The organism is Streptomyces sp. NPDC013157 (assembly GCF_042899865.1).
Classification (GTDB): domain Bacteria; phylum Actinomycetota; class Actinomycetes; order Streptomycetales; family Streptomycetaceae; genus Streptomyces.
The window spans coordinates 24,438-50,232 of the sequence record NZ_JBIBAK010000001.1 but is presented as its reverse complement, the minus strand read 5'-3'; the positions used below and the strand labels follow the sequence as shown (position 1 = coordinate 50,232).

At 69.2% G+C, this 25,795-nt stretch carries 20 protein-coding genes; 11 read left to right on the top strand and 9 right to left on the bottom strand.

Going from position 1 to position 25,795, the window contains the following annotated elements; all coding sequences use genetic code 11:
- Nucleotides 1–68: 68 nt before the first annotated feature.
- The 3 genes from ACFY6U_RS00205 to ACFY6U_RS00195 form a co-directional block, all read right to left on the bottom strand.
- Complete coding sequence (locus ACFY6U_RS00205) at nucleotides 69–3,272, bottom strand: efflux RND transporter permease subunit (protein WP_390034307.1); 3,204 nt, start codon at nucleotides 3,270–3,272, stop codon at nucleotides 69–71.
- A gap of 144 nt (nucleotides 3,273–3,416) precedes the next feature.
- The gene (locus tag ACFY6U_RS00200; RefSeq protein ID WP_390034306.1) at nucleotides 3,417–4,091 is read right to left on the bottom strand and encodes a response regulator; all 675 of its coding nucleotides are present in this window, start codon (nucleotides 4,089–4,091) and stop codon (nucleotides 3,417–3,419) included.
- On the bottom strand, nucleotides 4,088–5,305 hold the full coding sequence (locus ACFY6U_RS00195; RefSeq protein ID WP_390034305.1) for a sensor histidine kinase: 1,218 nt from the start codon (nucleotides 5,303–5,305) through the stop codon (nucleotides 4,088–4,090). Before ACFY6U_RS00195 ends, ACFY6U_RS00200 begins: the two co-directional genes overlap by 4 nt.
- Nucleotides 5,306–5,610: 305 nt before the next feature.
- On the opposite strand from ACFY6U_RS00195, the gene ACFY6U_RS00190 reads away from it, so the two are divergent.
- Nucleotides 5,611–6,060, top strand: a complete 450-nt coding sequence (locus tag ACFY6U_RS00190; RefSeq protein WP_390034304.1) for a DUF6069 family protein — start codon at nucleotides 5,611–5,613, stop codon at nucleotides 6,058–6,060.
- A gap of 706 nt (nucleotides 6,061–6,766) precedes the next feature.
- Here the strand turns inward: ACFY6U_RS00190 and ACFY6U_RS00185 are convergent.
- The 4 genes from ACFY6U_RS00185 to ACFY6U_RS00170 form a co-directional block, all read right to left on the bottom strand.
- A complete protein-coding gene (locus ACFY6U_RS00185) occupies nucleotides 6,767–7,552 on the bottom strand; it encodes an IclR family transcriptional regulator (protein ID WP_390034303.1) in 786 nt (261 codons plus the stop codon).
- A 65-nt stretch (nucleotides 7,553–7,617) separates the two neighbouring features.
- Nucleotides 7,618–8,457, bottom strand: coding sequence for a fumarylacetoacetate hydrolase family protein (locus tag ACFY6U_RS00180; protein WP_390034302.1), 840 nt, complete (start codon nucleotides 8,455–8,457; stop codon nucleotides 7,618–7,620).
- Entirely contained in the window at nucleotides 8,454–10,142 is a 1,689-nt protein-coding gene (locus tag ACFY6U_RS00175) for a bifunctional 3-(3-hydroxy-phenyl)propionate/3-hydroxycinnamic acid hydroxylase (protein ID WP_390034301.1), read from the bottom strand. The genes ACFY6U_RS00180 and ACFY6U_RS00175 overlap by 4 nt, the downstream gene beginning before the upstream one ends.
- 50 nt (nucleotides 10,143–10,192) lie before the next feature.
- Nucleotides 10,193–10,687: a VOC family protein gene (locus ACFY6U_RS00170; RefSeq protein WP_390034300.1), complete on the bottom strand. Its 495-nt coding sequence runs from the start codon at nucleotides 10,685–10,687 to the stop codon at nucleotides 10,193–10,195.
- A 560-nt stretch (nucleotides 10,688–11,247) separates the two neighbouring features.
- Here ACFY6U_RS00170 and ACFY6U_RS00165 point away from each other — a divergent pair.
- From ACFY6U_RS00165 to ACFY6U_RS00140, 6 genes are all read left to right on the top strand, one after another.
- The gene (locus ACFY6U_RS00165) at nucleotides 11,248–12,717 is read left to right on the top strand and encodes a benzaldehyde dehydrogenase (RefSeq protein ID WP_390034299.1); all 1,470 of its coding nucleotides are present in this window, start codon (nucleotides 11,248–11,250) and stop codon (nucleotides 12,715–12,717) included.
- A 63-nt stretch (nucleotides 12,718–12,780) separates the two neighbouring features.
- Nucleotides 12,781–14,286, top strand: coding sequence for a carotenoid oxygenase family protein (locus ACFY6U_RS00160; RefSeq protein ID WP_390034298.1), 1,506 nt, complete (start codon nucleotides 12,781–12,783; stop codon nucleotides 14,284–14,286).
- A 55-nt stretch (nucleotides 14,287–14,341) separates the two neighbouring features.
- A complete protein-coding gene (locus ACFY6U_RS00155; RefSeq protein ID WP_390034297.1) occupies nucleotides 14,342–15,223 on the top strand; it encodes an SDR family oxidoreductase in 882 nt (293 codons plus the stop codon).
- Entirely contained in the window at nucleotides 15,220–15,984 is a 765-nt protein-coding gene (locus ACFY6U_RS00150; RefSeq protein WP_390034296.1) for an SDR family NAD(P)-dependent oxidoreductase, read from the top strand. The genes ACFY6U_RS00155 and ACFY6U_RS00150 overlap by 4 nt, the downstream gene beginning before the upstream one ends.
- 38 nt (nucleotides 15,985–16,022) lie before the next feature.
- Entirely contained in the window at nucleotides 16,023–17,705 is a 1,683-nt protein-coding gene (locus tag ACFY6U_RS00145; protein ID WP_390034295.1) for a thiamine pyrophosphate-binding protein, read from the top strand.
- Between the two features lie 70 nt (nucleotides 17,706–17,775).
- Nucleotides 17,776–18,273, top strand: coding sequence for a VOC family protein (locus tag ACFY6U_RS00140; RefSeq protein ID WP_390034294.1), 498 nt, complete (start codon nucleotides 17,776–17,778; stop codon nucleotides 18,271–18,273).
- Nucleotides 18,274–18,588: 315 nt separating this feature from the next.
- On the opposite strand, the gene ACFY6U_RS00135 is transcribed toward ACFY6U_RS00140, so the two are convergent.
- Nucleotides 18,589–19,746 (bottom strand): ABC transporter substrate-binding protein, encoded by a 1,158-nt coding sequence (locus ACFY6U_RS00135; RefSeq protein ID WP_390034293.1) that lies wholly within the window; start codon nucleotides 19,744–19,746, stop codon nucleotides 18,589–18,591.
- Nucleotides 19,747–19,929: 183 nt separating this feature from the next.
- On the opposite strand from ACFY6U_RS00135, the gene ACFY6U_RS00130 reads away from it, so the two are divergent.
- On the top strand, nucleotides 19,930–20,799 hold the full coding sequence (locus tag ACFY6U_RS00130; RefSeq protein ID WP_390034292.1) for a MarR family winged helix-turn-helix transcriptional regulator: 870 nt from the start codon (nucleotides 19,930–19,932) through the stop codon (nucleotides 20,797–20,799).
- A gap of 54 nt (nucleotides 20,800–20,853) precedes the next feature.
- On the opposite strand, the gene ACFY6U_RS00125 is transcribed toward ACFY6U_RS00130, so the two are convergent.
- On the bottom strand, nucleotides 20,854–21,762 hold the full coding sequence (locus ACFY6U_RS00125; protein WP_390034291.1) for an ester cyclase: 909 nt from the start codon (nucleotides 21,760–21,762) through the stop codon (nucleotides 20,854–20,856).
- A gap of 145 nt (nucleotides 21,763–21,907) precedes the next feature.
- Between ACFY6U_RS00125 and ACFY6U_RS00120 the strand changes: the two genes are divergently transcribed.
- From ACFY6U_RS00120 to ACFY6U_RS00110, 3 genes are all read left to right on the top strand, one after another.
- Complete coding sequence (locus tag ACFY6U_RS00120) at nucleotides 21,908–22,408, top strand: MarR family winged helix-turn-helix transcriptional regulator (protein ID WP_390034290.1); 501 nt, start codon at nucleotides 21,908–21,910, stop codon at nucleotides 22,406–22,408.
- A 600-nt stretch (nucleotides 22,409–23,008) separates the two neighbouring features.
- On the top strand, nucleotides 23,009–24,556 hold the full coding sequence (locus ACFY6U_RS00115) for an ATP-binding cassette domain-containing protein (RefSeq protein ID WP_390034289.1): 1,548 nt from the start codon (nucleotides 23,009–23,011) through the stop codon (nucleotides 24,554–24,556).
- Nucleotides 24,553–25,755 carry an ABC transporter substrate-binding protein gene (locus ACFY6U_RS00110; protein WP_390034288.1) on the top strand — a complete coding sequence of 401 codons (1,203 nt, stop codon included), beginning with the start codon at nucleotides 24,553–24,555 and terminating at the stop codon, nucleotides 25,753–25,755. The genes ACFY6U_RS00115 and ACFY6U_RS00110 overlap by 4 nt, the downstream gene beginning before the upstream one ends.
- The last annotated feature ends 40 nt before the right edge of the window (nucleotides 25,756–25,795 follow it).

The following is a 25,795-nucleotide window of genomic DNA, read 5'->3' as shown; positions in this document are numbered from 1 at the left end:
ACAGCGCAAGGTCCCCCCTTTCGCCCGCGGGTGCCGGTGGGCGAAAGGGGGGATCCGGAGACGTCGGATCAGGACACGAGGGTTGGAGACTGAGCCGGTTCAGGAGCCGCGCGCCGGGCTTTGCGGCGTTCGCGGCGGGTCTCGACCATGGTGTAGAGGGTCGGGATCAGGAGGAGGGTCAGTGCCGTGGAGCTGACCAGCCCACCGATGACGACCACAGCGAGCGGCTGGGAGATGAACCCGCCGGAGTCGGTGATGCCGAGGGCCATCGGGGTGAGGGCGAAGATGGTCGCCAGCGCGGTCATGAGGATGGGCCGCAGCCTGCGCCGGCCGCCTTCCTGGACGGCTTCGATGACGGGCATGCCCTGCTCGCGGTACTGGTTGACGAGGTCCACGAGCACTACCGCGTTGGTGACCACGATGCCGATGAGCATCAGCAGGCCGATCAGCGCGGCGACCCCGAGCGGCGTACCGGTCACGGCGAGCAGGAGGAAGGCGCCGGTGAAGGCGAACGGGACGGACACGAGCAGCACGAGCGTCTGCCGGATGCTGCGGAAGACCGCCACGAGCACCAGGAAGACGAGCGCGATCGCCGCCACCATGGCCAGGATGAGCGAGGAGAAGGCGCCGCTCTGGCTGGAGGTGACCCCGCCCATGGAGTAGGTGACGCCCGAGGGCAGGTCGACCTTCTTCACGGCGTTCTCGACCGCGGTGCTGGCCGCGCCCGTGTTGTCGCCGACGGGCGTGGCCGAGATGGTGACGGCCTGGCTGTCATCGACGCGGGTGCGCTTGACGGGGGCCTCGACCTGGGTGACGGTGGCGACCTTGCCCAGGCGGACCTCACCCTGCGAGGTGCTGACCTGTAGTGCCTTCAGGGCGCTGACGGTGTCGGGGGTGTTGTCGGCGTTCTTGATGACGACGTCGTGCTGGGTGTCGTCGAAGGTCACCTGGGTGGCGGTGGTGCCCTGCAGAGCCTGGCTGACGGTCGAGGCCAGTGTGGAGTCGCTGACCCCGTACTCGGCGGCCGCCTCGCCCCTGGCCTTGACCGAGATCTCGGGCGCCTCCTTGGCCAGGTCGCTCGTCACCCCGGTCACCTGGTCGACCTTGTCGAGCGCCTTCACGACGCGCTGACTCGCGGTGCTCAGGGCAGCTTCGTCCTGGCCCTTGAGGGTGAGTTCGATGTCGCTGCTGGAGCCGCCCACACCGGCCTGGGTGAACGACATGTCGCCGATGCCGCTGAGCTTGTCGAATTTCGACTTCAGATCGTCCTCGACGGCGGAGGAGTCGGTGCCGCTCTTGAGGGCCAGCGTGTAGGAGGCGCTGTTGCTGCCGCTCGAACCGCCGCCGAACGACATGGCGGAGTCGCCCTGCGAACCGATGGTGACCTGGTACGCGGACACGCCGTCCTCGTGCGCGAGGATCTTCTCGACCTTCTTGGCCGCCGCGTCGGTGGTCTCGAGGTCGGTGTTCGCCGACAGGGTCTGGGTCAGACTCAGGGAGCTTGAGCTGTCGTTGCCGAGGAAGCTGGTCTTCAGGGTGCCGAGCAGGCTGACGGTGACGACGAACACGACGACGGCCATGGCGATCACGGACTTGCGGTGCTTCACGGCCCAGTTGACGACGGGAACGTAGCGCCGGGAGAGCAGGCTGTCGCGCTCCTCCGCTTCGGCCCGGCGGCGGAACTCCTCCGGGTTCGTTCCCGCGGCCTCCTTGGGAGGCCTGAGGAACCAGTAGGCCAGCGCCGGCACGATGGTCAGCGAGACCAGCAGCGAGGCCAGCATGGCGACGACCACCGTGAAGCAGAACGGCCGGAAGAGCTGTCCCACCAGGCCGCTGACCAGGCCGATGGGAATGAAGACGGAGACGGTGGTGATGGTCGAGGCGGTGACCGCGGTGGCGACCTCGCGCACCGCGGTGAGGACGGCCTGCTTCTTCTCCTCCCCGTAGCCGAGGTGGCGCTTGATGTTCTCCAGCACCACGATCGAGTCGTCCACGACGCGTCCGACGGCCATCGTGAGCGCCCCGAGGGTGAGGATGTTCAGCGAGTAGCTCTGCCACCAGAGCCCGATCATCGCGATCAGCAGCGACAGCGGGATGGACACGGACGTGACCAGCGTGGAGCGGGCCGACCGGAGGAAGATCAGGATCACGATCATGGCCATGAAGAGGCCGAGCACGCCCTCTTCGAGAAGGCCGACCACGGACTTGTGCACCTGCGGTCCGTTGTCCGAGATGACGGTCAGCTTCGTCTGATGGCCGAGGGTCTTCTCCAGGTCGGAGAGCTTGTCACGGACGCCCGTGGAGACGGAGGAGGAGCTGCCGTCCTGGCTGAGCGTGATGGACAGGCCCAGGCTGGACCGGCCGTCGGTGCGGGTGACGGAGGTGACGGTGGCGCTCTGCAGCGACACCGACGCCACGTCCTTCAGCTGCACGGGTGCCGCGGACGAGGAGGTGGTGGTCCCGCTGCCGCTCGCCGAACCCGCGAACCCGCTCTGTGCGGAGCCCATGGACGAGGAACCGGTGGACGAGCTGGACGGGCTGAGCCACAGGCCCTCGATCTGCTGCAGGGCGGAGATCGAATCGCCGACCTGGACACTGACGGTCTTGTGGTTCGAGGTCACCGATCCGGCGGCCGAGGTGGAGTTGTCGGCACTCAGCGCGGAGCTGATCGACTGGGTGGTCAGGCCGTGCTTCTTCAGCTTGCCGGCGTCGGGGGTGATGACGACCTGCCGGTCGGTCTCCCCGGAGAGAGTGACCTTGTTGACCCCGGAGACCTGCTTCAGCTTCGGCTCGACCGTGTCCTGGAGAGCCTTCGCCAGCTGCTGCGAACTCTGGTCGGAACTCGCCGCCAGCGTCATCGTCGGCATGGCGTCGGTGCTGCCCGTCTGCACCTGGGGCGAGACGCCGCTGGGCAGCTGGGACGAGATTCTGGAGAGGGCCGTCTGTACGTCGTTCGCCTTGCTGGTGAGGTCGGCACCGTAGTTGAACTCGACGGACACCTGGGCCGAGCCCTGCTGCGAGGTGGAGGTCACCGACTTGACCGAGGAGACGCCCTGCACGGCACTTTCGATCGGCTTGACGACCTGGCTCTCCACCACCTCGGGCGAGGCACCCTGATATGTCGCGGTCACGGCGACCGTGGGGATCGACAGGTCGGGCAGCAACTGCTGTTTCAGCGCAGAGGCGCCGTACGCGCCCACGCCGATGACGATGATCGTGATCAGTGCCACCAGTTTTCTGTTGGCGAGGCTGATCCTGGACAGCCAAGACATGCGAGGGTCCTCCGGGGATGAGCTAGAGCGGCGCGGTCGGTGTGCACGTGCCGCGTCGGGCCCAGCCTTTCGGTCCGCCGCGCCGCCTGTCGTCGGAGCACTGCGGTGCATCGCGGCTACCGCGAACGCGGTAGCCCGTCATCCTCAGGGCCCATCGCCCGGCCGGATCAGTCCGCTCTCGTACGCGATGACCACGAGCTGCGCCCGCTCGCTGACCTTGAGTTTGGTCATCGCCCGGTTGATGTGTGTCTTCACCGTGTGCGGGCTCAGATGGAGCCGCCCGGAGATGTCGTCGTTGGTCAGCCCACGGCCGACCAGGGTGAGGATCTCCTGCTCGCGAGGTGTGAGGACGTGCAGGCGCTCGGTCTGCTGTTTCCAGACCGGCTCGACGTGCCGCTGGAAGCGGGCCATCAGCGCCCTGGTCGCCGTAGCGGACAACAGGGCTTCGCCTCTGGCGATCGTCTCGATGGCGTCCACCAGCTCCTGCGGGTCGGTGCCCTTGCCGATGAATCCGCTGGCGCCGGCCCGGATCGCCTCCGCCACGTACTCGTCCACCTCGAAAGTGGTCAGGATCAGCACCTTGGCGTCGACGGTCCGCTCGTCCGAGGCGAGTATCCGAGTGGCCTCCAGGCCGTCGACCACCGGCATCCGAATGTCCATCAGCACCACGTCGGCCCGCTGCTCACGTGCCAGTTCGACGGCCTCGGCGCCGTTGGCGGCCTCGCCCACCACCTCCATGCCGGGCGTGTTGTCCACCAGGAGCCGCAGCGTGCCGCGCAGCAGGGCCTGGTCGTCGGCGAGGACGACGCGGATCGTCATTCCGCCTCCCGACCGGTGTCACGGGCGCGGCCCAACGGCAGCCTGACCTCCACGACGAACCCCCCGGACGAGTCGGGGCCGATCGTGGCCCGGCCGCCGACCGCTGCGCTGCGCTCCCGGATGCTGATGAGACCGCGCCCGGTGCCGCCGGCGTCCAGGCCGCGGAGAACCGGCGACACCACGGCGGGAGGGCCGTTCTCCACGGTGACGCGGAGGCTGTCGTGGCCGAAGCCCAGCCGTACGCGGGCTGTTCCGGCTCCGGCGTGCTTGCAGACATTGGTGAGCGCCTCCTGGACGATGCGGTAGGCGGCCACGTCCACAGCCATGGGCACGGGCTGTCTCTCGCCCTCCCGCTCGACCTCGACCTTCAGCCCCGCGTGGGCGAACGACTGGACCAGTTCGCCCACGCGGTCGAGCCCGGGCACCGGGTCGCGAAGCGGATCGGCGTCGTCCCCGGGCCTGCTCAGCAGGCCGACCATGGTGCGCAACTCGTCGAGCGCCTGCTTGGAACCGTCCCGGATACTGCGCAGCGACTCGGTCGCCAGGGTGGGGGTTCGCTCGCCCAGGTGGAGGGCGACACCGGCCTGGGTGGTGATCAGGGTCAGCTCATGCGCGACCACGTCGTGCAGCTCACGGGCGATGCGCAGACGTTCCTCCGCGACCCGTCGCTCCGCTTCCTCCTCCCGGGTGCGCTCGGCCCGCAGCGCGCGCTCCTCCAGCGCGATCACATAGGCGTGCCGGATGCGCGCCGCGTATCCGATGGCCGTGGCCAACCCTACCCAGGTCAGGGGAACCACCCGTTGGGGCCCGAACAGCGGTCCGCTGCCCCAGGCCATCGATGCGGTCAGCAGGCTGACCATGACGACCAGAGCGGCGGTCCAGGCGGGCTTGCGGTCGAAACACCGCGCGACGTGGTACATGGCCACGATGAGCGCGGGTATGAACGGGAGCGCGGCGTGACCGGCCGCCTGGGAGCCCACGGTCACCAGGGTGAGCGCAGCAAGCGTCCACCACGGTGCTCGCCTCCGGCACAGCAGTGATACGCCGCCGGCGGCGGGCAGGATGAAGCCCGCCAGGGTGAAGCGTGTCGCGGCGTCGCCGGAGACGGGCGGGTTCATCGACATCGCCGCGACCACACAGACCAGCACGACGAGTACGCACTCCTGCCACCAGGAACGCAGGCGGACCTCGCCGCGGGCACCGAGGGCTCTCATGCCCCAAGCGTAAGGACGAGCTCGACCGAACACGTCACCCGTGTGCGGCAGCGCCCATGTACTGCGGACGCGGTATGCCCGGCCGTATGGACGTCCCTGAGGTAGTGGGCCCTCCCGGTTACGAAGTCTCAAGTTCATCCAGGCTCCCATCTTTTCGGGAGTGAGCCGGCAGGTGGAAGTCATGGGGGCCGGCCTGGATCGTCTGTTTGCCCTTTCAAACAGTCCGCCGTATTGTCTGAGTGTTTGAAGCGTCAAGCGTCCCCAGAGGGCGGCGCTCGCTTCTCGAACCCATCTAGGAGGTCCCCGTGCCTGGTTCCGTCTCCGATGCCGTCGAGTCCACCGCACCTGCCCAGCGCCCGAGCGCCCTGACCGTGGTCGGCGGGCTGCTCGCGGCTGCTGCCGCCGCCTCCCTGGGGAACGCGGTGGTCGCCCTCGTTGCGCATGCGGGCGGCGCGTCGCACGACTTCGCCCCGCTGACTCCGTCCGCCTATGTGCCGCTGACCGTGATCGGCGTCCTCCTCGGTGCCGTCGGCTGGGCGATCATCCGTCGTGCGGCCAAGAATCCGACGGGCCTGCTGCGCTGGCTGGCGCCCGTTGTCGTGGTCGTCTCGTTCATTCCCGACCTGGCTCTGCTCGGCGGGGGCATGGCCGGCAGCGGTCCGCTGGCCATCGTGGCGCTGATGGTGATGCACGTTGTGGTGGGTGCAGTGGCCGTTTTCGGCTATCGGCGCGTCCTGCCGCTACCGGTCCGCTGACGCCTCAGCGGGCCACCGAGGCCCGTGAGCTGCCGTGAGCGGTGTCCCGCAGCCTGATCCGGCCAGGTTCCGGGACACCGCCGTCTGTGTATGACCAGAGCGGCTTCACGCCGTCAGTGATCTTTCCAGCCCGTGACCGACATGCCTGCTTCCGCATACCGCCATATGGAGGCGCCATGCCGGGTAAAGTCCCGCCGTCTTTTGCTGCGGTCAGCAAGATGATCAAGGGTCCGCTCGGCGCCATGAAACCTCGTCCACGATGCCGGTCTGTCATCATTTTGATGACATGACGCAAGGGCGGCAGCCTCAAGATCCTCACCGCATGAACCCACCCATCACCGGCGAGCGCTGCGTCCACCGAATCATCACCGACCTCGGCGTCCTTGATGTCACCCTGGGCGGCGCGCGCTCATCGAGACGGCAACCGGCCTCACCCTCGGGGCCATCGCCATCCGCAACTGGGCGTGACAGATGAGTACGCGGTTGGTGACATCCCCTGACGTCTCTCGGCCGAGGAAACGGGTGCCCCCACGAATGCGGCGACGGCGTCGGCGAGTTCGTGGGGGCCGGTGAGAAAGAGCATCGCGCGTCACCTGGCATTTCGGCAGACGGTTCTTGTCGTTTGTCCTGGCGACGGCCAAAAGGCAGCGACACCCGCAGCACCGTCAGGCACCCGCCAGGGCCATGCTTACTCGCACAGGCGGTGTCAGCCTGCGACGACGACCATCCGTTCGCTGATCTCGCCCGCCGTGGCGAGGACCTTCTGGGCGATCTCCGCCTCGGCCTCCGGGTAGACCCGGGAGGCGAGGGCGGCAACGCTCACCGCCGCCACCACCTGCTTGTTCTCGTCCCGGATGGGCGCGGCGATGCCCACTACGTCGGGGTCCAGTTCGCCCCGGGTGATCGAGTAGCCGAGGCGGCGGATCCGGCTGAGGCGTTCCATCAGCGCGTCGACGTCGGTGAGGGTGGCCGAGGTGAACCGGCGTAGCTCGGTGGCCTCCGGCAGGTGGCGGGCCTCGTCGTCGGGGCTCCAGGCCAGCAGGACGAGGGCGGAGGCGCCGGCGTTGATGGGCAGGGCGCTGCCGCGTTCGTACGAGATCCGTACGGCGCGGGTGCTTTCCGCGCGGTCCACGCACACCACCAGGTCGCCGGTGCGGCGGGTCAGCAGTACGGATTCGTGCGTCTCCTCGGCGAGCGCCTCCATCGACGCCATGGCGATCTCGGAGAGACCGTAGCTGCGGCGGGCCAGCCGGGCGATCTCCAGCACCCGCAGACCGAGCCGGAAGCCACCGCCGGGGGCCTCTTCGAGGAAGCGCCCGGCGACCAGGCTCTGCAGGTAGCGGTACGCGGTGGAGCGCGCGACGCCGAGCCGCTCCGCTACGGCCGACCCTGAGACGACCAGATTGACGTCATCGAACATGGTCAGGATGTCCAGCGCCCGGTCGGCGGTGGAGTTGCGGTCGCGATAGCTGGGGGACGCGTTTCCTGACATGCGAGACACTGTAGCGGGTGGGCGCGGGCAGGAGGAAGTCGCGCCCGGCTGCCCGCTTGCCCGGTCTACAGCTGGTCCTTGGTGACGGTGTTGCGCAGTTCCCCGAGGCCCTCCACGGTCGTCACCAGTTCCTGGCCGGGGTGCAGGAACACCTTCGGGTCGCGGCCGGCGCCCACGCCGCCCGGGGTTCCGGTGAGGATCAGGTCGCCGGGCAGCAGGGTGATGATGGTGCTGACGTAGGCGATGGTGTCGGCGACGTCGAAGAGCAGGTCGGCGGTGTTGGACTTCTGCATGGTGTGGCCGTCGACGCTGCAGGAGATGGTCAACCCCGAGGCGCCGGGCGGGACTTCGTCGGCGGTGACGAGCGCCGGCCCGACCGGCGTGGTGGCCTCGAAGGTCTTGCCGGACAGGAACTCGCGGGTGCGGTGCTGCCAGTCGCGGACGGTGACGTCGTTGGCGACGGTGTAGCCGGCGACGTACTGCAGGGCCTTCTCGCGCGGTATATGGCGGCCCGCGCGTCCGATGACGACTGCCAACTCCGCCTCCCAGTCGAGGTCGTTGCTGACCGGTGGCATGTGGATGTCGTCGTGGGCGCCGATCAGGGAGCCGTCGTACTTTGCGAAGAGGGTGGGGTGGGCGGGGGTCGGGCGGCCCATCTCCTTGATGTGGGTGGCGTAGTTGAGCCCCAGGCAGATGATCTTGTTGGGGTGGGGAACGAGTGGGGCGAGCGACGCCTCGGCCAGGGGGACGCGCTTGCCGCCTGCGGCAACCGCCCGCTCGGGCCAGTCGTCGCCGGCGGCGAGCAGCGCGCCGACGTCGGAGAAGGGCAGCAGGACGAGTTCCTCGCCTTCCAGCCGTGCGGCGGCGGTCTGGTCGTCGGCGACGCGGACGGTGCTGAGCCTCATCGGGATACTCCTGTGGGGTCGTGCTGACCATGGGGATGGGGGGCGGGGTCGGTCGCCGCGGGAGGGACGGTGGCCGTGATGGGGTGGGCGGTGAAGCGCCGCAGCTCCGCGGCGACGAGCTTGGCCCGCTCGGGGGTGAAGACAGCAGCCACCAGGCGGTCGGGGCGTACGAGTGCGACGCGCCCGTCCAGTCCGGTGAAGAGGGCTTCGAGGCGGCCGTCGGCGTCGGCGATGCCCTCCCGGCCCGCTCGGTCACGCGGTGCCCGGTCGTCCAGGAAGACGTCCACCGCGGCGGCGTCCGGGAGGCCGGCGCGGGTGACGGCCGCCCAGTCGGCGTCCGTCAGGCCGATCCCGAGAAGGCTCCAGCCCTGCCCGAGGATGTCGTCGAGCCGGGTGACGCGGTGATGCGGTCCGTGCAGCACCCGCGGCTGCGGCAGCATCGTGCCGACGAGTCCCCGGCCCGGACCGTCCAGAGGGATGACGGCACCCGATCTGACCCGGGTGTCGGGGCGGTAGCGCATCTCGGTGAGGTAGCGGTGTCCCGGCCGTGTGCGCATGGCTGTGCGCACCATCAGGTCACGCAGCAGTGCGCGGGGGCGGCTGGTGGTCATGACGATCCGGCCGAGCCGTACGGACAGGTCGATCACCGCCCGGGCGTGCGGGCGCCGCTCGGTGTCGTACGTGTCCAGCAGCGCATCGTCGGCCCGGCCCGCCAGGACTTCGGCGACCTTCCAGCAGAGGTTGGCCGCGTCCCGCACACCCGAGTTGAGACCCTGCCCGGCGAACGGCGGCATCATGTGCGCAGCGTCGCCGAGCAGGAAGCAGCGCCCGTCGCGCAGCCGCTCGGCCAGCAGCGCGTGGAAGCTGTAGGCGACGGCGCGCTCGACCTGCTCTTGGGTGATCTGCCGGTAGGGCTCGAGGAGTCGGCGCACCAGAGGGAACGGAGGTGGCGTTCCCGCCTCGCACTCGCCCGCCTTCATGCGGAACTCGTAGCGGCAGCGTCCCTCCCGCCCGGGGACGATGACGACAGGCCGTTCCGGGTTGCCGTGGTGCATGCCGTAGCGCTGGTCGTGCGTGTCGTCCAGGGTGTCGACCACCAGCCATACCTCGTCGGGGAAGCTGCGCCCCTGCATGCGGATGGACAGCAGGTCGCGTACGGTGCTGCGGCCGCCGTCGCAGCCGAGGACGTAGGAGACCTCCAGCTCCTCGACCGGCCCGTCCCCCCCGCCCGTGCGAAGCGACACGTCCACGTGGTCGGGGTGCCCGGTGAGGTCTGTCAGCCGGGTGTCGAAGCGGACGTCCACGTTGGGGAGGCGACGCAGCTGCTCGCGCAGCACGCGTTCCAGGTCCGGCTGGGCGAAGGGATTCTTGAACGGATGTCCGAGACGCTGGTCGCCGGTGCCGCGAGCGTGGACGAGCGGCTGCCCGTCGGCGCCGAAGTACCTGGTTCCCGTGCCCGGCACGAGGATCGGGTAGACCGCCTCGTCGAGGCCATCGGCCGACTGCAAGGTGCGCAGCGACTCGTCGTCGAGACTGATCGCCTTGGCGTCGTTGCTCGTGGTGGCGTTGCGTTCCACCAGCAGCACCCGTACGCCGCGGGAGCCCAGCAAATGGGCGGCTGTCAGGCCGGTCGGGCCGGCACCGACGATCAGCACGGCGGGCTGCCGTACAGAGAGTTCTGTCATGAGGGGCCTTCCGTGGTTCCTCCGCACGTTCCTTCCTGCGGTCGTGCGGACTACTGCACCGGCTGGTAGGCCGGGCCGCCCTCGGTGAGCAGCCGCTCGACCTCGGCGAAGATCTCCTGCGGGGGGAGGTCCAGGTTGAGTGTCTTGCGGAACGGCTGGCGGACGTCACGCTCGACGCGCAGGTAGACCTCGTTGCGGTTGCCCTCGGGGTCGAAGAAGTAGATCCCGATCGCGTTGCCGTGCGTCACCTCTTGCTGGACCTGGATGCCCTCGGCGCGGAAGCGCCTGTGGAAGTCGATGATCGTCTCCAGGGTGTCCACGCGCCATGACACCTGGTGCGTGAGCATGGCGCCGGCAAGGGCGGTGCGGCCCCGCTGCAGGACGAACTCATGGTGCTCCTCCGCCGGCCGCGCGGAGAAGAACACGATGCCCTTCTCCTCGTCCTCGTCCGTGACGGTCAGCCCCAGCACCCGTTCGTAGAAGTCGCGCATCTTCTCCAGGTCGTCGACCCAGAAGCCGGTGTGACCCAACCCGGTGATCGCCACGAGGTGTCTCCTTGTGTAGGACGCAAGTCTTGTATTATGGGACAGTAGGTCGATGTAGGTGCTTGCGTCAACCAACGAGAAAGCGGAAATTGCTGCGTCAAGCCTCTTGACGTCGTGCGTTCTCTCAGTGCAGCGTCCTGTATCACACTAGGCGAGTCCGGATATGCGGGACGTATGTGCTGTTCGGAGAGCTCGCCAGAACCGCTCACACCGCTACTGGGGGGCCCATGGCTCGTTCGGATGCAGGCCGAGCTGCACCGGCCGGTGCGGGGGGTCTGCATCCGCGCCGCAAGAGGACACGGACACCGCCGCCCCGAAGGCCGAGGCCGACTTCATCTTCCTCGCGGTCTGTTCTGCTCTTCGCCGCCGCTCCGGGTGTGCCGGCGACCGATGCCGTGCTCGGCCTCGAGCGATCGTCAACGGGCAGCGACAGGTCCGGGATCTGCGCCGGGTGGTCCGCGGATGAAACGGGACCGAGGCCAGAAATCGCCCTGCCTCGCCATCTTTGAGACACGACACATAACCTTCGCGACACAACGCACTGAGTGGAACGGGACACCATGACGCTTTTGGACAGCAGCACCTGGGAGGGCCGCATCTTCTCCGGCTCGGGTGAGTGGATCAGCGGTTCGGGCGAGCCGTACCAGGCCTTCGAGCCCGCGACCGGCAAGACGCTGGGCAGCGTCGGCTCCGCCTCCCCGGCCGACGTGGACAAGGCGGTGGAGAAGGCGGTGCGGGCTCAGCGCGAATGGGCCGCCCGGCCGTACTCTGACCGCGCCGCCGTGCTGCGCCGCGCCGCGCGCCTCTTCGAGGAACACCAGCAGGAGATCGAGACCTGGTTGATGCGGGAATCCGGCGCGATACGGCCGTTCGCCGCGCTGCAGGTCTCCAGCGGTGGTGCCGAGGAATGCCACGAGGCCGCCGCCCTCGCCGGGGCCCCCTACGGTGAGCTGCTGCGTTCCGGGCAGCAGCGGCTGTCGTTCGCCCGTCGCAATCCCGTCGGGGTGGTCGGCGTCATCGCCCCGTTCAACGTGCCGGTCATCCTGGCCATGCGGGCGGTCGCCCCGGCTCTCGCCCTCGGCAACGCGGTCGTCCTCAAGCCGGACCCGCGCACCGCGATCAGCGGCGGGATCGTCTTCGCCCGCGTCTTCGAGGAGGCGGGCCTGCCTTCTGGTCTACTGCATGTCCTGCCCGGCGGCGCGGACGTGGGCGCGGCTGTGGTGGAGCATCCGCGGATCCCCGTGATCGCGTTCACCGGCTCCACGCGGGCCGGGCGCGCCATCGGTATCGCCGCCGCACAGCACCTCAAGCGGGTCCACCTGGAGCTTGGCGGGAACTCCGCTCTCGTCATCATGGACGACGTCGACCTCGAGAAGGCCGCCTCGGTGGGTGCCTGGGGATCCTTCGTCCACGCCGGCCAGATCTGCATGGCCAGCAGCCGCCACCTCGTCCACGCCTCGGTCGCCGACGAGTACACGGCCCTGCTCGCCCAGCACGCCGACGCGCTCACCGTCGGCGACCCGACCACCGAGAAGGTCGCCCTCGGCCCGGTCATCGACGCCGGGCAGCGCGACAACATCCACCGCATCGTCACCGAGACGGTCGAGGCCGGTGCCCGGCTGGCCGCGGGCGGCACCTACCAAGACCTCTTCTACCGGCCGACCGTGCTCACCGACGTACCGCTCACCGCGCCCGCCTACGCACAGGAGATCTTCGGGCCCGTGGCACCCGTCGTCCCCTTCCAGGACCTCGACGAGGCGGCCCACCTGGCCGCCGGGACCGAGTACGGGCTGTCCCTCGGCATCCTCACCCGGGACGTCATGAAGGGCCTGGCCCTTGCGGAACGCGTCCCCAGCGGCCTGGTCCACATCAACGACCAGACCGTCAACGACGAGGCGGTCATCCCCTTCGGCGGAGTCGGCGACTCCGGCACCGGATCCCGGCACGGCGGCGCCGCCGCCAACCTCGAAGCCTTCACCGAGCAGCAGTGGGTCACCGTCCGGGGCGAGCTCCCGCACTACCCCTTCTGACGGCCCGCCTCACAGAACCACACGGAGACCCCCATGGCCCCGAACTCCATGTCCCCTGCTCCCATGACCGTCGTCCCCCGCCGGACCGAACAGGCCGCCGCGTCCTCGCACGCGGAAGCGGGATGGTCCACGGACAACAAGTTCCTCAACGGCCCCTTCGCCCCCTGGACGGAGGAGAGCGAGGGGTACGACCTGGAGGTGGACGGCGCGATACCGTCCGACCTCGCGGGCGCGCTGTTCCGCGTCTCCTCCAACCCCCGCTTCGAGCCACGCAACACCGACCGCTACCACTGGTGGGAGGGTGACGGCATGGTATGCGGCATCTACCTGCGCGAGGGCAGGGCCGCCTACCGGACCCGCTGGGTCGAGACCGACTCGATGAAGGTCGAGGTGGAGGCCGGGGAGGCGATCTACAGCGGCTTCGTCAACGGCGGCACCCCGGGCCGGCTGCCCGAGGGCGCCCCGCGCGCCAAGAACGTGGCCAACATCAACGCCGGCCTCTTCGACGACCAGCTGATCGTCTACTTCGAGGGCGGACTGCCGCACGCGCTGGACCCCGAGACCCTGCGCACCCTGGACACGTACGACTTCCACGGCGGCATCGACGTCCTGTGCACCGGCCACTACAAGACCGACCCGGACACCGGCGACATGCTGTTCTTCGCCGCCGTCGGACCGACCATCACCTGGTACCGCGCCGACGTGAAGACGGGCCGGATCATCGACTCGCACTCCTTCGACATCGGCGTCCCGGTCCTCATGCACGACTTCGCCGTCAGCGACACCTACGCCATCTTCTTCGTCACGCCCGCCCAGTTCCGGTTCGACCTGGTGGCCCAGAGCAGGCCCGGCGTGGTCTGGGACGAGAACTCCCTCGAACACGGCGTGCAGATCGTCCTGATGAACCGTCAGACCCGCGAGGTCACCTGGCACGAGCTCGGCGGCCACTGGGCCAACACCCACTTCTTCAACGCCTACGAGCAGGACGGCCGGCTGGTCATCGACGGCCACCGCATCAGCCGGCTCGGCACCCCCGTCGACCGCATCGGGACGCCGGTGACCTCCCACGAGTGGTTCCCCCCGGCCCAGCCCTACCGGTGGTGCGTGGACCTGGCGACCGGCCGGGCCACGGAGGAGATGGTCAGCGGCATCTTCGGCGAGTTCCCGAAGATCAACGACGCCTACACGGGCCGGCCGACCCGCTACGGCTACTTCGTCACCACGCGTGGCCTGGCCGACGACATCATGTCCGACGGCCTGGCCCGCCACGACTACCTGCTCGACCACACCACCGTCGTGGAAGGCCCCGACGGCCTGACCAGCCCCGGCGAACCGATCTTCGTCCCCCGAGAGAACGCCCGCGGCGAGGACGACGGCTACCTGCTCTCCCTGTGGTGGAACCGCACCACCAACCTCACCGAACTGCTCATCCACGACGCGGCCGACCTGCGCCGCACCCCGCTGGCCCGGGTCAAGCTCCCCAGCCGGGTGCCCTTCGGCTTCCACGGCAGCTGGGCCGACCACGCCACTCTGGACCAGGCCATCGCCGCCCACCGCGGCGACGACTGACGGCCTGAGCCGGCGCAGACACCCGCGGCCTGCCACGGGGAAAGGAAAACCCATCATGCGAGATCTGGCGGGCAAGACCGCCTTCATCACCGGCGGGGACAGCGGCATCGGCCTCGGCGTCGCGCAGGTCCTGTGCCAGGCCGGAATGAACGTGGTCATCTGCGGAGTCGTCGCGGAGACGGTCGCGAGCGCACAGCGTGAACTCGCGAGCATCGGCAAGGCCGAGGCCATTCAGCTCGACGTACGGGACCGTGCGGCGTTCGACGCCGTCGCGGACCGTCTCGACCGCGACTACGGCGGCGTGGACGTGCTGGTCAACAACGCGGGGGTCGGATTCCTCGCACCGCTGGCCGAGGCGACCTTCGAACAGTGGGACTGGGTGCTCGACATCAACCTCACCGGCGTCTTCAACGGCATCCGCACCTTCCTGCCGCGCATGCTGGCCTCCGGCCGTCCGGGGCACATCGTCTCGACCGCGTCGATCGGAGGTCTGCTCGGCACCCCGGGGGCGCTGTACGTGGCCGCGAAATTCGGTGTGGTGGGGCTGATGGAGGCGCTGGCGGCCGAACTGAGGGACACCCCGGTGAACGTCTCCGTCCTGACGCCGGGAATCGTCCGGACCAACATCCACAAGGGACCGCCGCCCCCGGGCGAGCCACGGCAGCACGCGCCGGGCGCCGCCGCGGAGGCCGACCTGCACGAGACGGCGATGCAGCCGCGGGAAGTCGGCGAGCGGGTCCTGCAGGCGATTCATGAGGAAAGGCTCTACGTGCTGACGCATGCCGAGCATCGGGAACTGCTCGCCCGGCGGTTCGACGCGATCCTCGCGTCGCTACCCACCGACCCGGTGGACCCGCGCCGAGCCGCGGTGGAGAGGACGGTCCTCGCCAACCCGGTCTACGACGAGATCCTGACCGCGACGGAGGCCGGGCGGTGACGGCGCACGACATGCACGGGTCGGTCGTGCTGGTGACCGGTGCCGGTTCGGGCATCGGGCGGGCGGCCGCGGAATTGTTCGCCGAGCGTGGTGCGGCGGTTGTCGCGGCGGACCGTTCCGAGTCCGGCGCCGACACCGTCGCCGCCATCACCGCGGCGGGCGGCAAGGCGACCTTCGTCCAGGTGGATGTCTCGGTCGAGAAAGAGGTCGAGAACATGGTCGCCGCGGCGATCGACACCTACGGCACGCTGGACGCCGCCTTCAACAACGCCGGAATCGCGCCCCCCGTGGGCCCGGTCGAACAGCTCAGCAGTGAGAGCTGGGAGCTGTCGGAGTCGGTGAACCTGCGCGGCGTGTGGCTGTGCATGAAACACGAACTTGCCGTCATGGTGCCCCATGGGCACGGCGCGATCGTGAACACCTCGTCGGTCGCCGGCCTGGTCGGCAACCCCGGTGGCGGCGCCGCGTATTCCGCGTTCAAGCACGGCGTCGTCGGGCTGACCAAGTCCGCGGCCGCCGAGCACGGTCGCCACGGGATCCGCGTCAACGCGATAGCGCCGGGCCTGACCGGCACCGGAATGCTGCGGCACCTGGAGGAACACGCGAACCTCGACGCCGCCGCCGTGTCGGCCGGGACTCCGCTCGGCCGTGTGGCGAGGCCTCGGGAGGTCGCCGAAGCCGCGTACTGGCTCGCTTCCCCGCGGGCGAGTTTCGTGACCGGTCATGTCCTGGCCGTCGACGGCGGCGAAACCTGCGTCTGACGTCGGGATTCCGGCGTCTGGAGAGGAAGCAGCATTCCATGACTCGTGTGTCCGGCGGCGACATCGTCGTCCGTCTCCTCCAACAGGCCGGTGTCGACCGGATGTTCGGCATCAACGGCGCGCACATCGACTCCGTCTACCAGGCCGCGCTCGACCACCGGCTGCCCATCGTGGACACGCGGCACGAGATGAACGCGGGCCACGCGGCGGAAGGCTACGCACGCGTACGCAACGCTCTCGGTGTCGCGTTGCTGACGGCCGGTGGCGGGTTCACCAACGCCGTCACGTCGATGGCCAACGCACACCTCGATCGCACTCCTGTGCTCTACCTCGCCGCGTCCGGCCCGCTGGCGGGCGACCAGACCAACACTCTGCAGGCGGGGCTGGACCAGGTGGCGATCGCGACACCCGTCACCAAGTGGGCGCACCGGGTGACGCGCGCGTCGCTGATTCCCCGCATCCTGGCTCGCGCCATCCGCGCCGCGCTGTCCGCGCCACGCGGACCCGTACTGGTGGACATCCCCTGGGACGTGCTGACCGAACAGCTCGACGAGATGCCCGACCTGACCACGGAACTCCTGCACGGCGCCGACCACGGACCGGGGCTCGCACAGGCCGGGGTGGATCAGATCCTCCGGCTGCTGGCGGAGTCCCGGCGGCCGGTGATCGTCGCGGGGTCCGAGGTACCGAGATCCGGCGCCGGCGGCGAGCTCCGGACTTTCGCCGAGCGACTCGGCGTACCCCTGATGTCGGACTACGAGGGCCTCGGCGCGATCTCGCGCAGCCCCATGAACTTCGGCCTGGTGCAGGGGTTGTACGGCCTGCCACCCGGAGACGAACCCGACCTGGTGATCATGGCGGGACTCCGGTTCGGTCTCACCACAGCGCACGGCTCGGGCGCGCTGATACCGCGTGACGCGCGTGTGGTGCAGGTCGACCCTTCCGGCGCGGAACTGGGACACCTGCAGCCGGTCACGCTGTCGGTCGCCGCCGACCCGCTCCCGGTACTCCAGGACCTCAACCGGGAACCCGTCACGAGGCGGGCCGCCGGGGCGGATCTGGCCGGCTGGCGCAACACCCTGCGGGCGCACCTGCAGCGGCGGCGCGAAGCCGTGGCCGCTCAGGTCGTCCACGACGAGCGCGTTCATCCCTACGACGCCGTACGCGCCATCGCCGCGGCGGTGCCCGATGCATCGGTGGTCGTCGCCGACGGCGCGCTCACCTACCTCTGGCTGTCGGAGACGATCTCCGAGGCACCGGTGTCCGCGTTCCTCTGCCACGGCTATCTCGGCTCCATGGGAGTCGGCATGGGCATCGCGCTGGGAGCCCAGGCAGCTGTCGAACCCGGCACGAACGTCGTTCTCGTGACCGGTGACGGGTCGGTCGGCTACAGCCTCGGCGAGTTCGACTCGATGGTGCGCGCGGGGCTCGGGACGGTCGTCGTCGTACTCAACAACCGGGCCTGGGGCGCCACTCTGCACGCGCAGGAGATCCTGCTCGGCAAGGACCGGATCGTCAACAACCGCCTGGAGAACGGCTCCTACGCCGCCGCCGCGATCGCGCTCGGTGCGGACGGCTACCAGGTGCGCGCCCTTGATGAACTCGCGCCTGCCCTCGCCAAGGCTCTCCAGAGCGGGCGGCCGTCGTGCGTCGAGGTGCATGTGAGTCTCGACCCGATCCCGCCGGAGGAACGGGTGATCATGGGCGGCAGCCCGTTCTGAGTGCACTGCCGAGGCAGATCACGCCGTGTCGGCAATCCAACTGTTCAGCGACTGTGAGGGAACGCCCATGTTGTTCGACTTCGGCCAACCGACCGACGGCCTCATCCAGATGGCCTTCGTCGTCGAGGACCTCGACGCGGCGATGGCCCGGTTCAGCGACAGCTTCCGGGTCGGACCTTGGACGGTCCTGCGCGACTTCGCCGGCGAGAACCCCCGCTACCGGGGCGCACCGTCGCAGGCACGCGCACACGTGGCGCTCGGCTTCGGCGGGCACATGCAATACGAGCTCATCCAGCCCGCAGACGAGCTGCCGTCGGTACATCGCGACGTGATCAGCCAGCGCGGGTACGGCTTCCACCACTTCGGTTATGCCTCCACCGCATTCGACGAAGCAGTGGAGGCAATGCACCGGAAGGGTTATGAAACGCTGTTCAGCGCGTCCGTCGGACCCGACTCGCGCGTCGCCTATTTCGACACCCGCGACGTCCTGCCCGGCATGACCGAACTCATCGAGTCGAGCCCGGGTCTCAACGCGACCTTCACCGCCATGTACAAGGCATCCCTGTGAGACGACGGGCGGGCGTTCGGGGTGCGCGCCCGGGTCGCGGCCTGTGCTTCCGCCCGGTCAGCCGGCCCCGGTGAAGCTACCGTCCCTCTGCGTGGACCGGTCTCCCGCGACGGAGCTGCTTGGTGGTTGCGGGCGTGTTCAGCTGTTCGCGTCAGCCCCATAGGCGTCGAAGTCGCCGTTGAAGCGCACGGCTCGGAGCTGGAGAACGGCTCCGGCGCGAGCCAGCCTGTCGCGAGAGCCTGGTCAAAACGGGCGCCGTGCCCGGCCGGGCCGCGGTGGCCCCGGCCGGGGACGCGTTTTCGGGAACGGGGCCGTCTACTGGCCGGGGTGCAGCCCCAGCCAGCCGGGGGTGGGAGCGCCCTGGACCTCGCCGAAGTAGAGGGTGAAGGTCTGCCGCCAGCGTTCGGCTTCGGCGCGGTCGGCCATGAAGCGCGGGAATTCGTCGAGGTGGGCGTTGCGGTACTGCCAGATCGGCTTGAGCCCGCCGGTGGGGGTGACGTCGGTGCGTACGGACCAGCCGTTGACGGAGGTCTGCTGCACAGCGGATGAAATGGACCAGTTCAGGTAGAGCTTGGCGGCGGCGGGATGCTTGGCGCCGCGCAGGATCGCGGCGCGCTGGCCCCAGGACATGAACGGGTGCCCGTCCGCGACGACCCACGTGACGCCGGGGGCGAGCTGACGGGCCAGTGAGCCGAAGCCTCCGATGCCGACCTGTTTCTGCTTGCTCACGACCGCGGTGATGGGGGTGGGGGTGCCGCGGCCGAACGCGATCTTCTGGGCGGCCAGCCGGCTCAACCAGTCAAACCCGTAGGCCTGGGCATACAGCGTGTACAGGAACAGGATCGCGTCATCGTCGTTCGGGTAGGAGGAGGAGATCGCACCCTGCCAGCGCGTGTCGGCCAGCTCGTAGGGCGTGGCGGGACCCTGGGCGCCCAGGGAGGCGTCGTACATGTAGCTGAAGGCGCCGACCGCGATGGCCAGCCAGGCCCCGTCCGGGTCACGGAAGCCGTCATAGAGCTTCGAGAACCCGGCCGGCTTGTAGGGCAGCAGCGCGCCCTGCTTCTTCCAGCGGGTGAAGTCCTGCAGGGTCTGCAGCTGCACCACGTCCGGGACGAGGGTGTCGGTGGCCAGTTGGTTGTCGATGCGCACGTCGTGGTACTTGCTGTAGTCGACCACCGTGGTCAGGTCGATGTCAGGGAACTGCGCCAGGAACGCCTGCTTGGTGCCGTCCTGCTGGTCGGAGGTGTCGCCGCCGGCGTAGATGACCAGTTTGCCACCCTCGCGCCTGGCGTCCGCGTACAGCTGGTCGAGCGACTTGGTCTCCTCCTCCACGGGAGTGCCGGGGAACGGCTTGACCGTGTCTGCGCTCCCGGTGGCCGCCGCCGCGGGACCGGCGGCGATGGGGGCGGCCAGTGCCGCCGCGCCGAGTGCGGCGCCCCTTCCAATCAGCCGTCGCCTGCTCAGTGAAGTCATGGGGGCGGATCCTCTCCGTGGGAACGTCAGCCGCAGGCCCGCCGGCTCAAGTCGGCGTTGGCGTGCGGCAGAAATGCGAATCTGCTTGAGGGTTCAAGCTGTGGTCGCTACGCTATGCCCATCTGTTTGAAGAGTCAATCGGCATGGACCGGAGCGGGAGCGCGGGTCTCGTATTGTCGGCGTGTGACAGAGGTGGGATTGAGCAGGCACGAGTTGCAGGTGTGGCGGCTGCTGGCGGCCGTGCTGGTCGTGCTGCCCGACGCCGTGGAGGCGCAGCTGCAACGCGACGGTGGGCTCACGCAGTTCGGCTACGGGGTACTGGCTGTGCTCTCCGAGGCGCCGGGACGCCGCATGCGCATGAGTGAGCTGGCGCATATGGCGCGCGGCTCGCAGTCGCGACTCTCGCACATGATGGTCGGCCTGGAGCGCCGGGGGTGGGTGCGCCGCGAGCGCGCCGCCGAGGACGGGCGCGGCAACCTCGCCGTCCTGACCGAGGCGGGCTACGCGAAACTCGCCGCCCTGGCCCCTGGGCACGTGGGGACCGTGCGCAGGGCGGTCATCGACGCGCTCAGCCCCCGGCAGCTGGACGAGCTGGAAGGCATCTGCGCGGCGCTGCTGCCCTCCGCGCTCCGCGAGCGCGAGCGGATACTCGGTCGGCAGGGTGGCGACGCTGCCGAACGTCCTCAAATTGATGACGTGATGTCGGCCGACGGGCCCGACCGCCACAGCACGGCACGGCGCGAGCCCACCCCGACGGTCGCGCTCACCCGGCTGCTCGCGTGTGCGACCGACCGCGCCGACAGACGGCCGCCCCACCACGCCACTCCGGCCGCCGGCCCGCCGGACCCCACCGACGGTCTCTCCCTGCTGTCCGAAGCCCGCCGTGAGATCGACCTCGCCGAGCTCGAACTCATCGACCGTGCCCGCGCCGGAGGCCAGACCTGGGAACAGATCGCCGCCGCGCTCGACATGCCCGACCGCCGCCAAGCGCAGACCCGCTACCGCCGCCTGCGCGAACGCTGGCCCCCGCCCGAACCCGACCCCCGCGGATGATCCCCACGGTCCCGGTCACGCGTGTGGGCGAACCCGAAGTGGGCGGCGTCGGGGTCAGAACATGGAGTTGTCGTTGGAGGAGGTGGAGGGCACGTTCTGGACGATGTCCCAGTGCTCCACGACCTTGCCGTTCCGCACCCGGTAGATGTCGAAGACGCCCTGGGCCATGTCCGACGTGAAGGTGCCGCGGGACTGGAGCACGACCAGGTCGCCTTCGGCTATGACCCGGTAGGTGTCGGAGTGGAAGCCGGGGAAAGCCGAGAACATCCCGGAGATCCCGTCCTTGGCCGCCTGGATGCCGTTGGCGAAGCCGGGGTTGTGCTGGTAATAGGGGTCGACGACATAGCGGTCGAACGCGGTGACGTCCTTGTCCACGAACACCTGCTTGTACATGTCCGTGACGAGTTGCTTGTTGAGCGCGGTGGGCGCGCTCGGGTCCGGTCGGCTCACCTGGGGGGAGCTGAGGGTCGAGAACATGTCGTTGCCGCTGACCGTCGTCGCCGGCACTTCCTGGGTCGTGTCCCAGTGCTCGACGATCTTGCCGCCGGACAGGCGGTACAGGTCGAGGACGGAGTAGCCCCTGGTCCCCGGGTCGAGGACCAGGTTGCTGTGGACAGCGACGAGGTTGCCCTCCGCGATGACGCGCTTGACCGAGAGGTACGCGTCGGGGTGGGCCGCGTTCTGCGCGGTCAGGTAGGCGCGCAGTCCTGTCGGCCCGTCGGCGATGCGGGGATCGTGCTGGGTGAAGTCCGCATCGAGGTAGGCGTCGATGGCGGACAGGTCATGCCGGTTGTACAGCCGCTGCGTGAAGTCCGTGACCAGCGCCTTGCTGCGGGAGATCTGTGACGCCTCTGCCCGGGCTGCCGTTACGGCCGGTCGGGACGCCGCCATGGCGGGTTCGCCGACGAGCAGGACGGTGGACAGCGCGAGAGCGCCGGCCAGTGTCCTTGTGAGTGGTCTCATGAGTTCCTCTCTCAAGAAAATATCTCGCTAGAAAGATATGCAGGAATCGCCTTGCTCGCAAGATTTTCTCGCGCAAGGTAAAGTGCGCCGGGTGGCGCTACCCCGGCATGCTCGGCGTACGCCACGCTGACGGAGGGAGTGAGGCGTGGGCACGTCAGGTCGCCACCTGGAGGGTCGTGGACGGACGGTGTCCGTCGGCGACGAGACGCTGGTGACCTGGTGGGGGCTCATCCTGGAGGGTTTCAGCCGCGCCCATGGGCGTATCGATGCGGACCTGCGCGAGGTCGCGGATCTGCCCGGACCGTGGTTCGAAGTCCTGCTGAGGCTCTCACGGACGCCCGGCCGTGAGCTCCCGCTCACCCGCCTCGCCAAGGAGGTCGCCTTCTCCAGCGGTGGGTTCACCAAGATGACCGACCGGCTGGTTGCCAGGGGCCTGATCGAGCGGCGGCCGAGCCCCACTGATCGCCGAGTCACACTGGCCGGGCTCACCCCGCAGGGCGCGCGTGTGCTGGACCGTGCGCTCAGGGTGCACCTCGACAGTCTCCGCCGGTACGTCCTCGAACCGCTGGGGGCCGAGCGGCTCGAACAGGTGGCCGTCGGTATGAAGGAGCTGCGCGATCACGAGGGTGGGACGCCTACTCTCTGATATTCCGGACCTTGATCCTGATAATCCGGACTCATCAGCCGGATGACGCCGGGTGTCCGCGCGGCCGTTCGCGCCCTAGGGGCTCATAGGGATGTGGTGTGGTCGCCGCACCGCCCAGGGGCCCGGCGGCGGTATGGCGAGCGGCGCGCGCGCCGTCGCGGATAGTCGTTGCTGTGCCCACGACCAGGGTCAGGCCTCGTGTGGCGGTAGGTGGGGTGCGAGTAGCCCGTCGGCCTCCGGCTGCCGATCGGCGTGCGTTGCGTGCCCGGCCTCGCTGTTGGTGTTCGCATTCGGCGTCATCCGTCCCGCGGTCCCGTGAGCGTCATGAGCCGTCTCGGAATGTCCCACGTTTTAGGACTAGCGTTTCGAGAAGGAGGACCGTACGCTTCCGGCCAGTTACGGTCAACCACTCGCCGCGTGACATCACCGGGCATTCCCGGCGCGGCGGTGAGGAGTCACGGCGTGAACAGACTGGATGCTGAAACGACCCCCCACATGGGGGGCGGTGATGCCGGTGCGTCGCCCCCACCACGGGCAGAACCTCAAGGCGCGGCTTCGCCCGCAGCCCGGCCGGGTGCCTTGCCCGGAGCCCCTCTCCAGGTGCGAGGACTCGCCAAGCGTTTCGGCGGCGTAACGGCTCTCGACGGCGTCGACCTCTCGGTGGCGTCCGGAGAGGCGGTCGCCGTCATCGGGCCCAACGGCGCGGGCAAGAGCACACTGCTGAAGCTGATCGCCGGCGTGCACCGCCCCACCGAGGGAGAGATCTGGCTGGGGGAGCGGCGGCTGGACCGGATGCCGGCGCACCGCATCACCCGCAGTGGTGTCGCGTTGGCGCATCAGGTCCCGCGGCCCTTCCACGGCCTCACTGTCCAGGAGAACGTGCGCATCGGAGCCATGGCGGGCCGGCCGCACCTGCATTCCGGTGAGATCGACGAGATCCTCGCTCTGTGCCGGCTGGACACCAAGGCGTCCCGTCCGGCCGACTCGCTGCGGGTCCTGGACCTCAAGCGGCTGGAGGTGGCCCGGGCCCTCGCCACCCGTCCCCGGGTGCTGATGTTCGACGAGGTCGCGGCCGGGCTCGTCGGCCGCGAACTGGACGAGGCCATTGACCTGATCCGCCAGGTTCACGACCGGGGAATCACCATGCTCCTGGTCGAGCACATCGAGCGGGTCGTACGGGAGCTCGTCGACCGCGTGCTGGTGCTCAACTGGGGCCGGCCCCTGGCCGAGGGCACACCGGCCGAGATCGCCGCCAACGAGGAGGTGCGGGCCGTCTACCTCGGCGACGGCGACAAGACCCAGGCGCCGCCCACCCGCACCCCGGCCGCCGTCTCGACCTCCGACACCGGTGCCGTGCTCGCGTTGGACACGGTCAGTGCGGCCTACGGCGACATGGTCGCCCTGCGGGACTTCACGATGCGCGTCGATGCGGGGCAGATCGTGACCGTCCTGGGTGCCAACGGTGCCGGCAAGTCGACGCTGTGTGCCACGATCATGGGCACTGTCGAGGCGAGATCGGGTTCGGTGCACGCCTTCGGCAAGGACATCACGGGTATGCCCACCCACGACCGGGCGCGCCTGGGGATCGCGTACTGCCAGGAAGGCCGCCGCATCTTCCCCGGTCTCACCGTTGCCGAGAATCTGATGCTCGGTGCTCCGCTCGCGCTGGGCAAGGACGAGGTGCGGGCCCGTATGGAGCGGGTCCATGCCATCTTCCCGGTGCTGGCCGAGCGTGCCACGCAGCAGGCCACGACCATGTCCGGCGGCCAGCAGCAGATGCTGGCCGTGGGACGCGCCCTGATGGCCGACCCACAGGTGCTGATCTGCGACGAGATCTCACTCGGCCTCGCGCCCGTGGCCATCGACGCCCTCTACGGGGCACTGGACGAGATCAACTCCCAGGGCGTCGCCATCGTACTGGTCGAACAGAACGTCAAACGAGCGCTGGGCATCGCCGACCACGCGGTCGTGCTGTCCCGCGGCCGCATCTCCTACAGCGGTGACCCGGCCGGCCTGCTCAGCGACGAGGCCCTGGACGCCGCCTACTTCGGCACCGCCGACGACAACGCCGCGAACGCCGTACCCCTGTCCCCTTCTTCTCCTCCCACTCCCACTCCGCTCAGCACCACCGAAGGAGAGTCCTCGTGACCAGACCCAGCTCCCGCCGCACCCTCGCGATCAGCACCACAGCGGTCCTCGCCCTCACGGCGGGCTGTGCGGGCAACGCCTCGACGAGCAGCGGCGGCTCCGACAACGGTGATGGCCCCATCGTCATCGGGACCAGCATCCAGCTGTCCGGCGCCTTCGTGAACAAGCAGATCCGCGACGGCTACCTCCTGGCGGTGCAGCAGGTGAACGCCAAGGGCGGGCTCGAGGTGGGCGGGAAGAAGCGCAAGGTCGAGCTGAAAATCCTCGACAACCGCAGCGACACCAACACCATGGTCCAGCAGGTCCGTTCCCTGGTGCTCAGCGACAAGGCCGTGGGGCTGCTGGGATCGTGCTGCCAGCAGAACATCGACATGCAGGGCCAGGCCGACGCGCTGAAGGTGCCGCTGGTGATGGGTGCCCTGCCCATCGAACTGCTGCCCAAGGGCAAGGGCTACACCTGGGACTCCTTCCAGTCGCTCGCCGACGGCGCCAAGGGCTTCTACACGGTCGCCGCCGGAGCGAAGACCAACAAGAAGACGTTGATCGTCACCAGCAACGACGCCCAGGGCATCTCGGCCGGGAAGATGTGGGGGACGGCCGGCAAGAAGGCCGGCTTCACCATCTCCGCCACCAAAGCCGTGCCCGCCGGCACCACGGACTTCTCCGACGTCATCAACTCCGGGAAGTCCTCGGGCTCGCAGGTGCTGATCGCTTCCATGGCCCCGCAGGACTGCTTCGCCATGTGGAAGCAGATGAAGGCGCTCGCCTACAAGCCGAAGGTCGCCATCGGCCTGAACTGCGCCCAGACGCCCGGCTGGGGCTCTCTCGGCAAGCTGGGCAACGGCACCCTCGTCCAGCTGAACTGGTCCAACTCGGCCGGGCTTCCGGACACCGGCCTCATCGTCAGCAAGTACGGCAAGAAGTACACCAACCTCACCGACCTCGGCTCGGTCGCCCTCGGCCTGCACGAGGCGACCATCCTTCTCGACGCCATCAAGACCGCCGGAAGCACCGACCACGAGGCTGTCAACAAGGCACTGGCCAAGAGCACCACTGTCTCAGCCCAGGGCCCGGTGAAGTTCGTGGACAACAAGAGCGCCACGCCGACCTTCATCGGCCAGTGGAACGACGGGGCCATCAAGCAGGTCTGGCCGGCCAAGGGCGCGAAGCCGCTCGGCCCGCTGTCCGGACTCAACTGAGGCCCGGCATGGACTCGATACGACACCCTGCGAGCGTGAG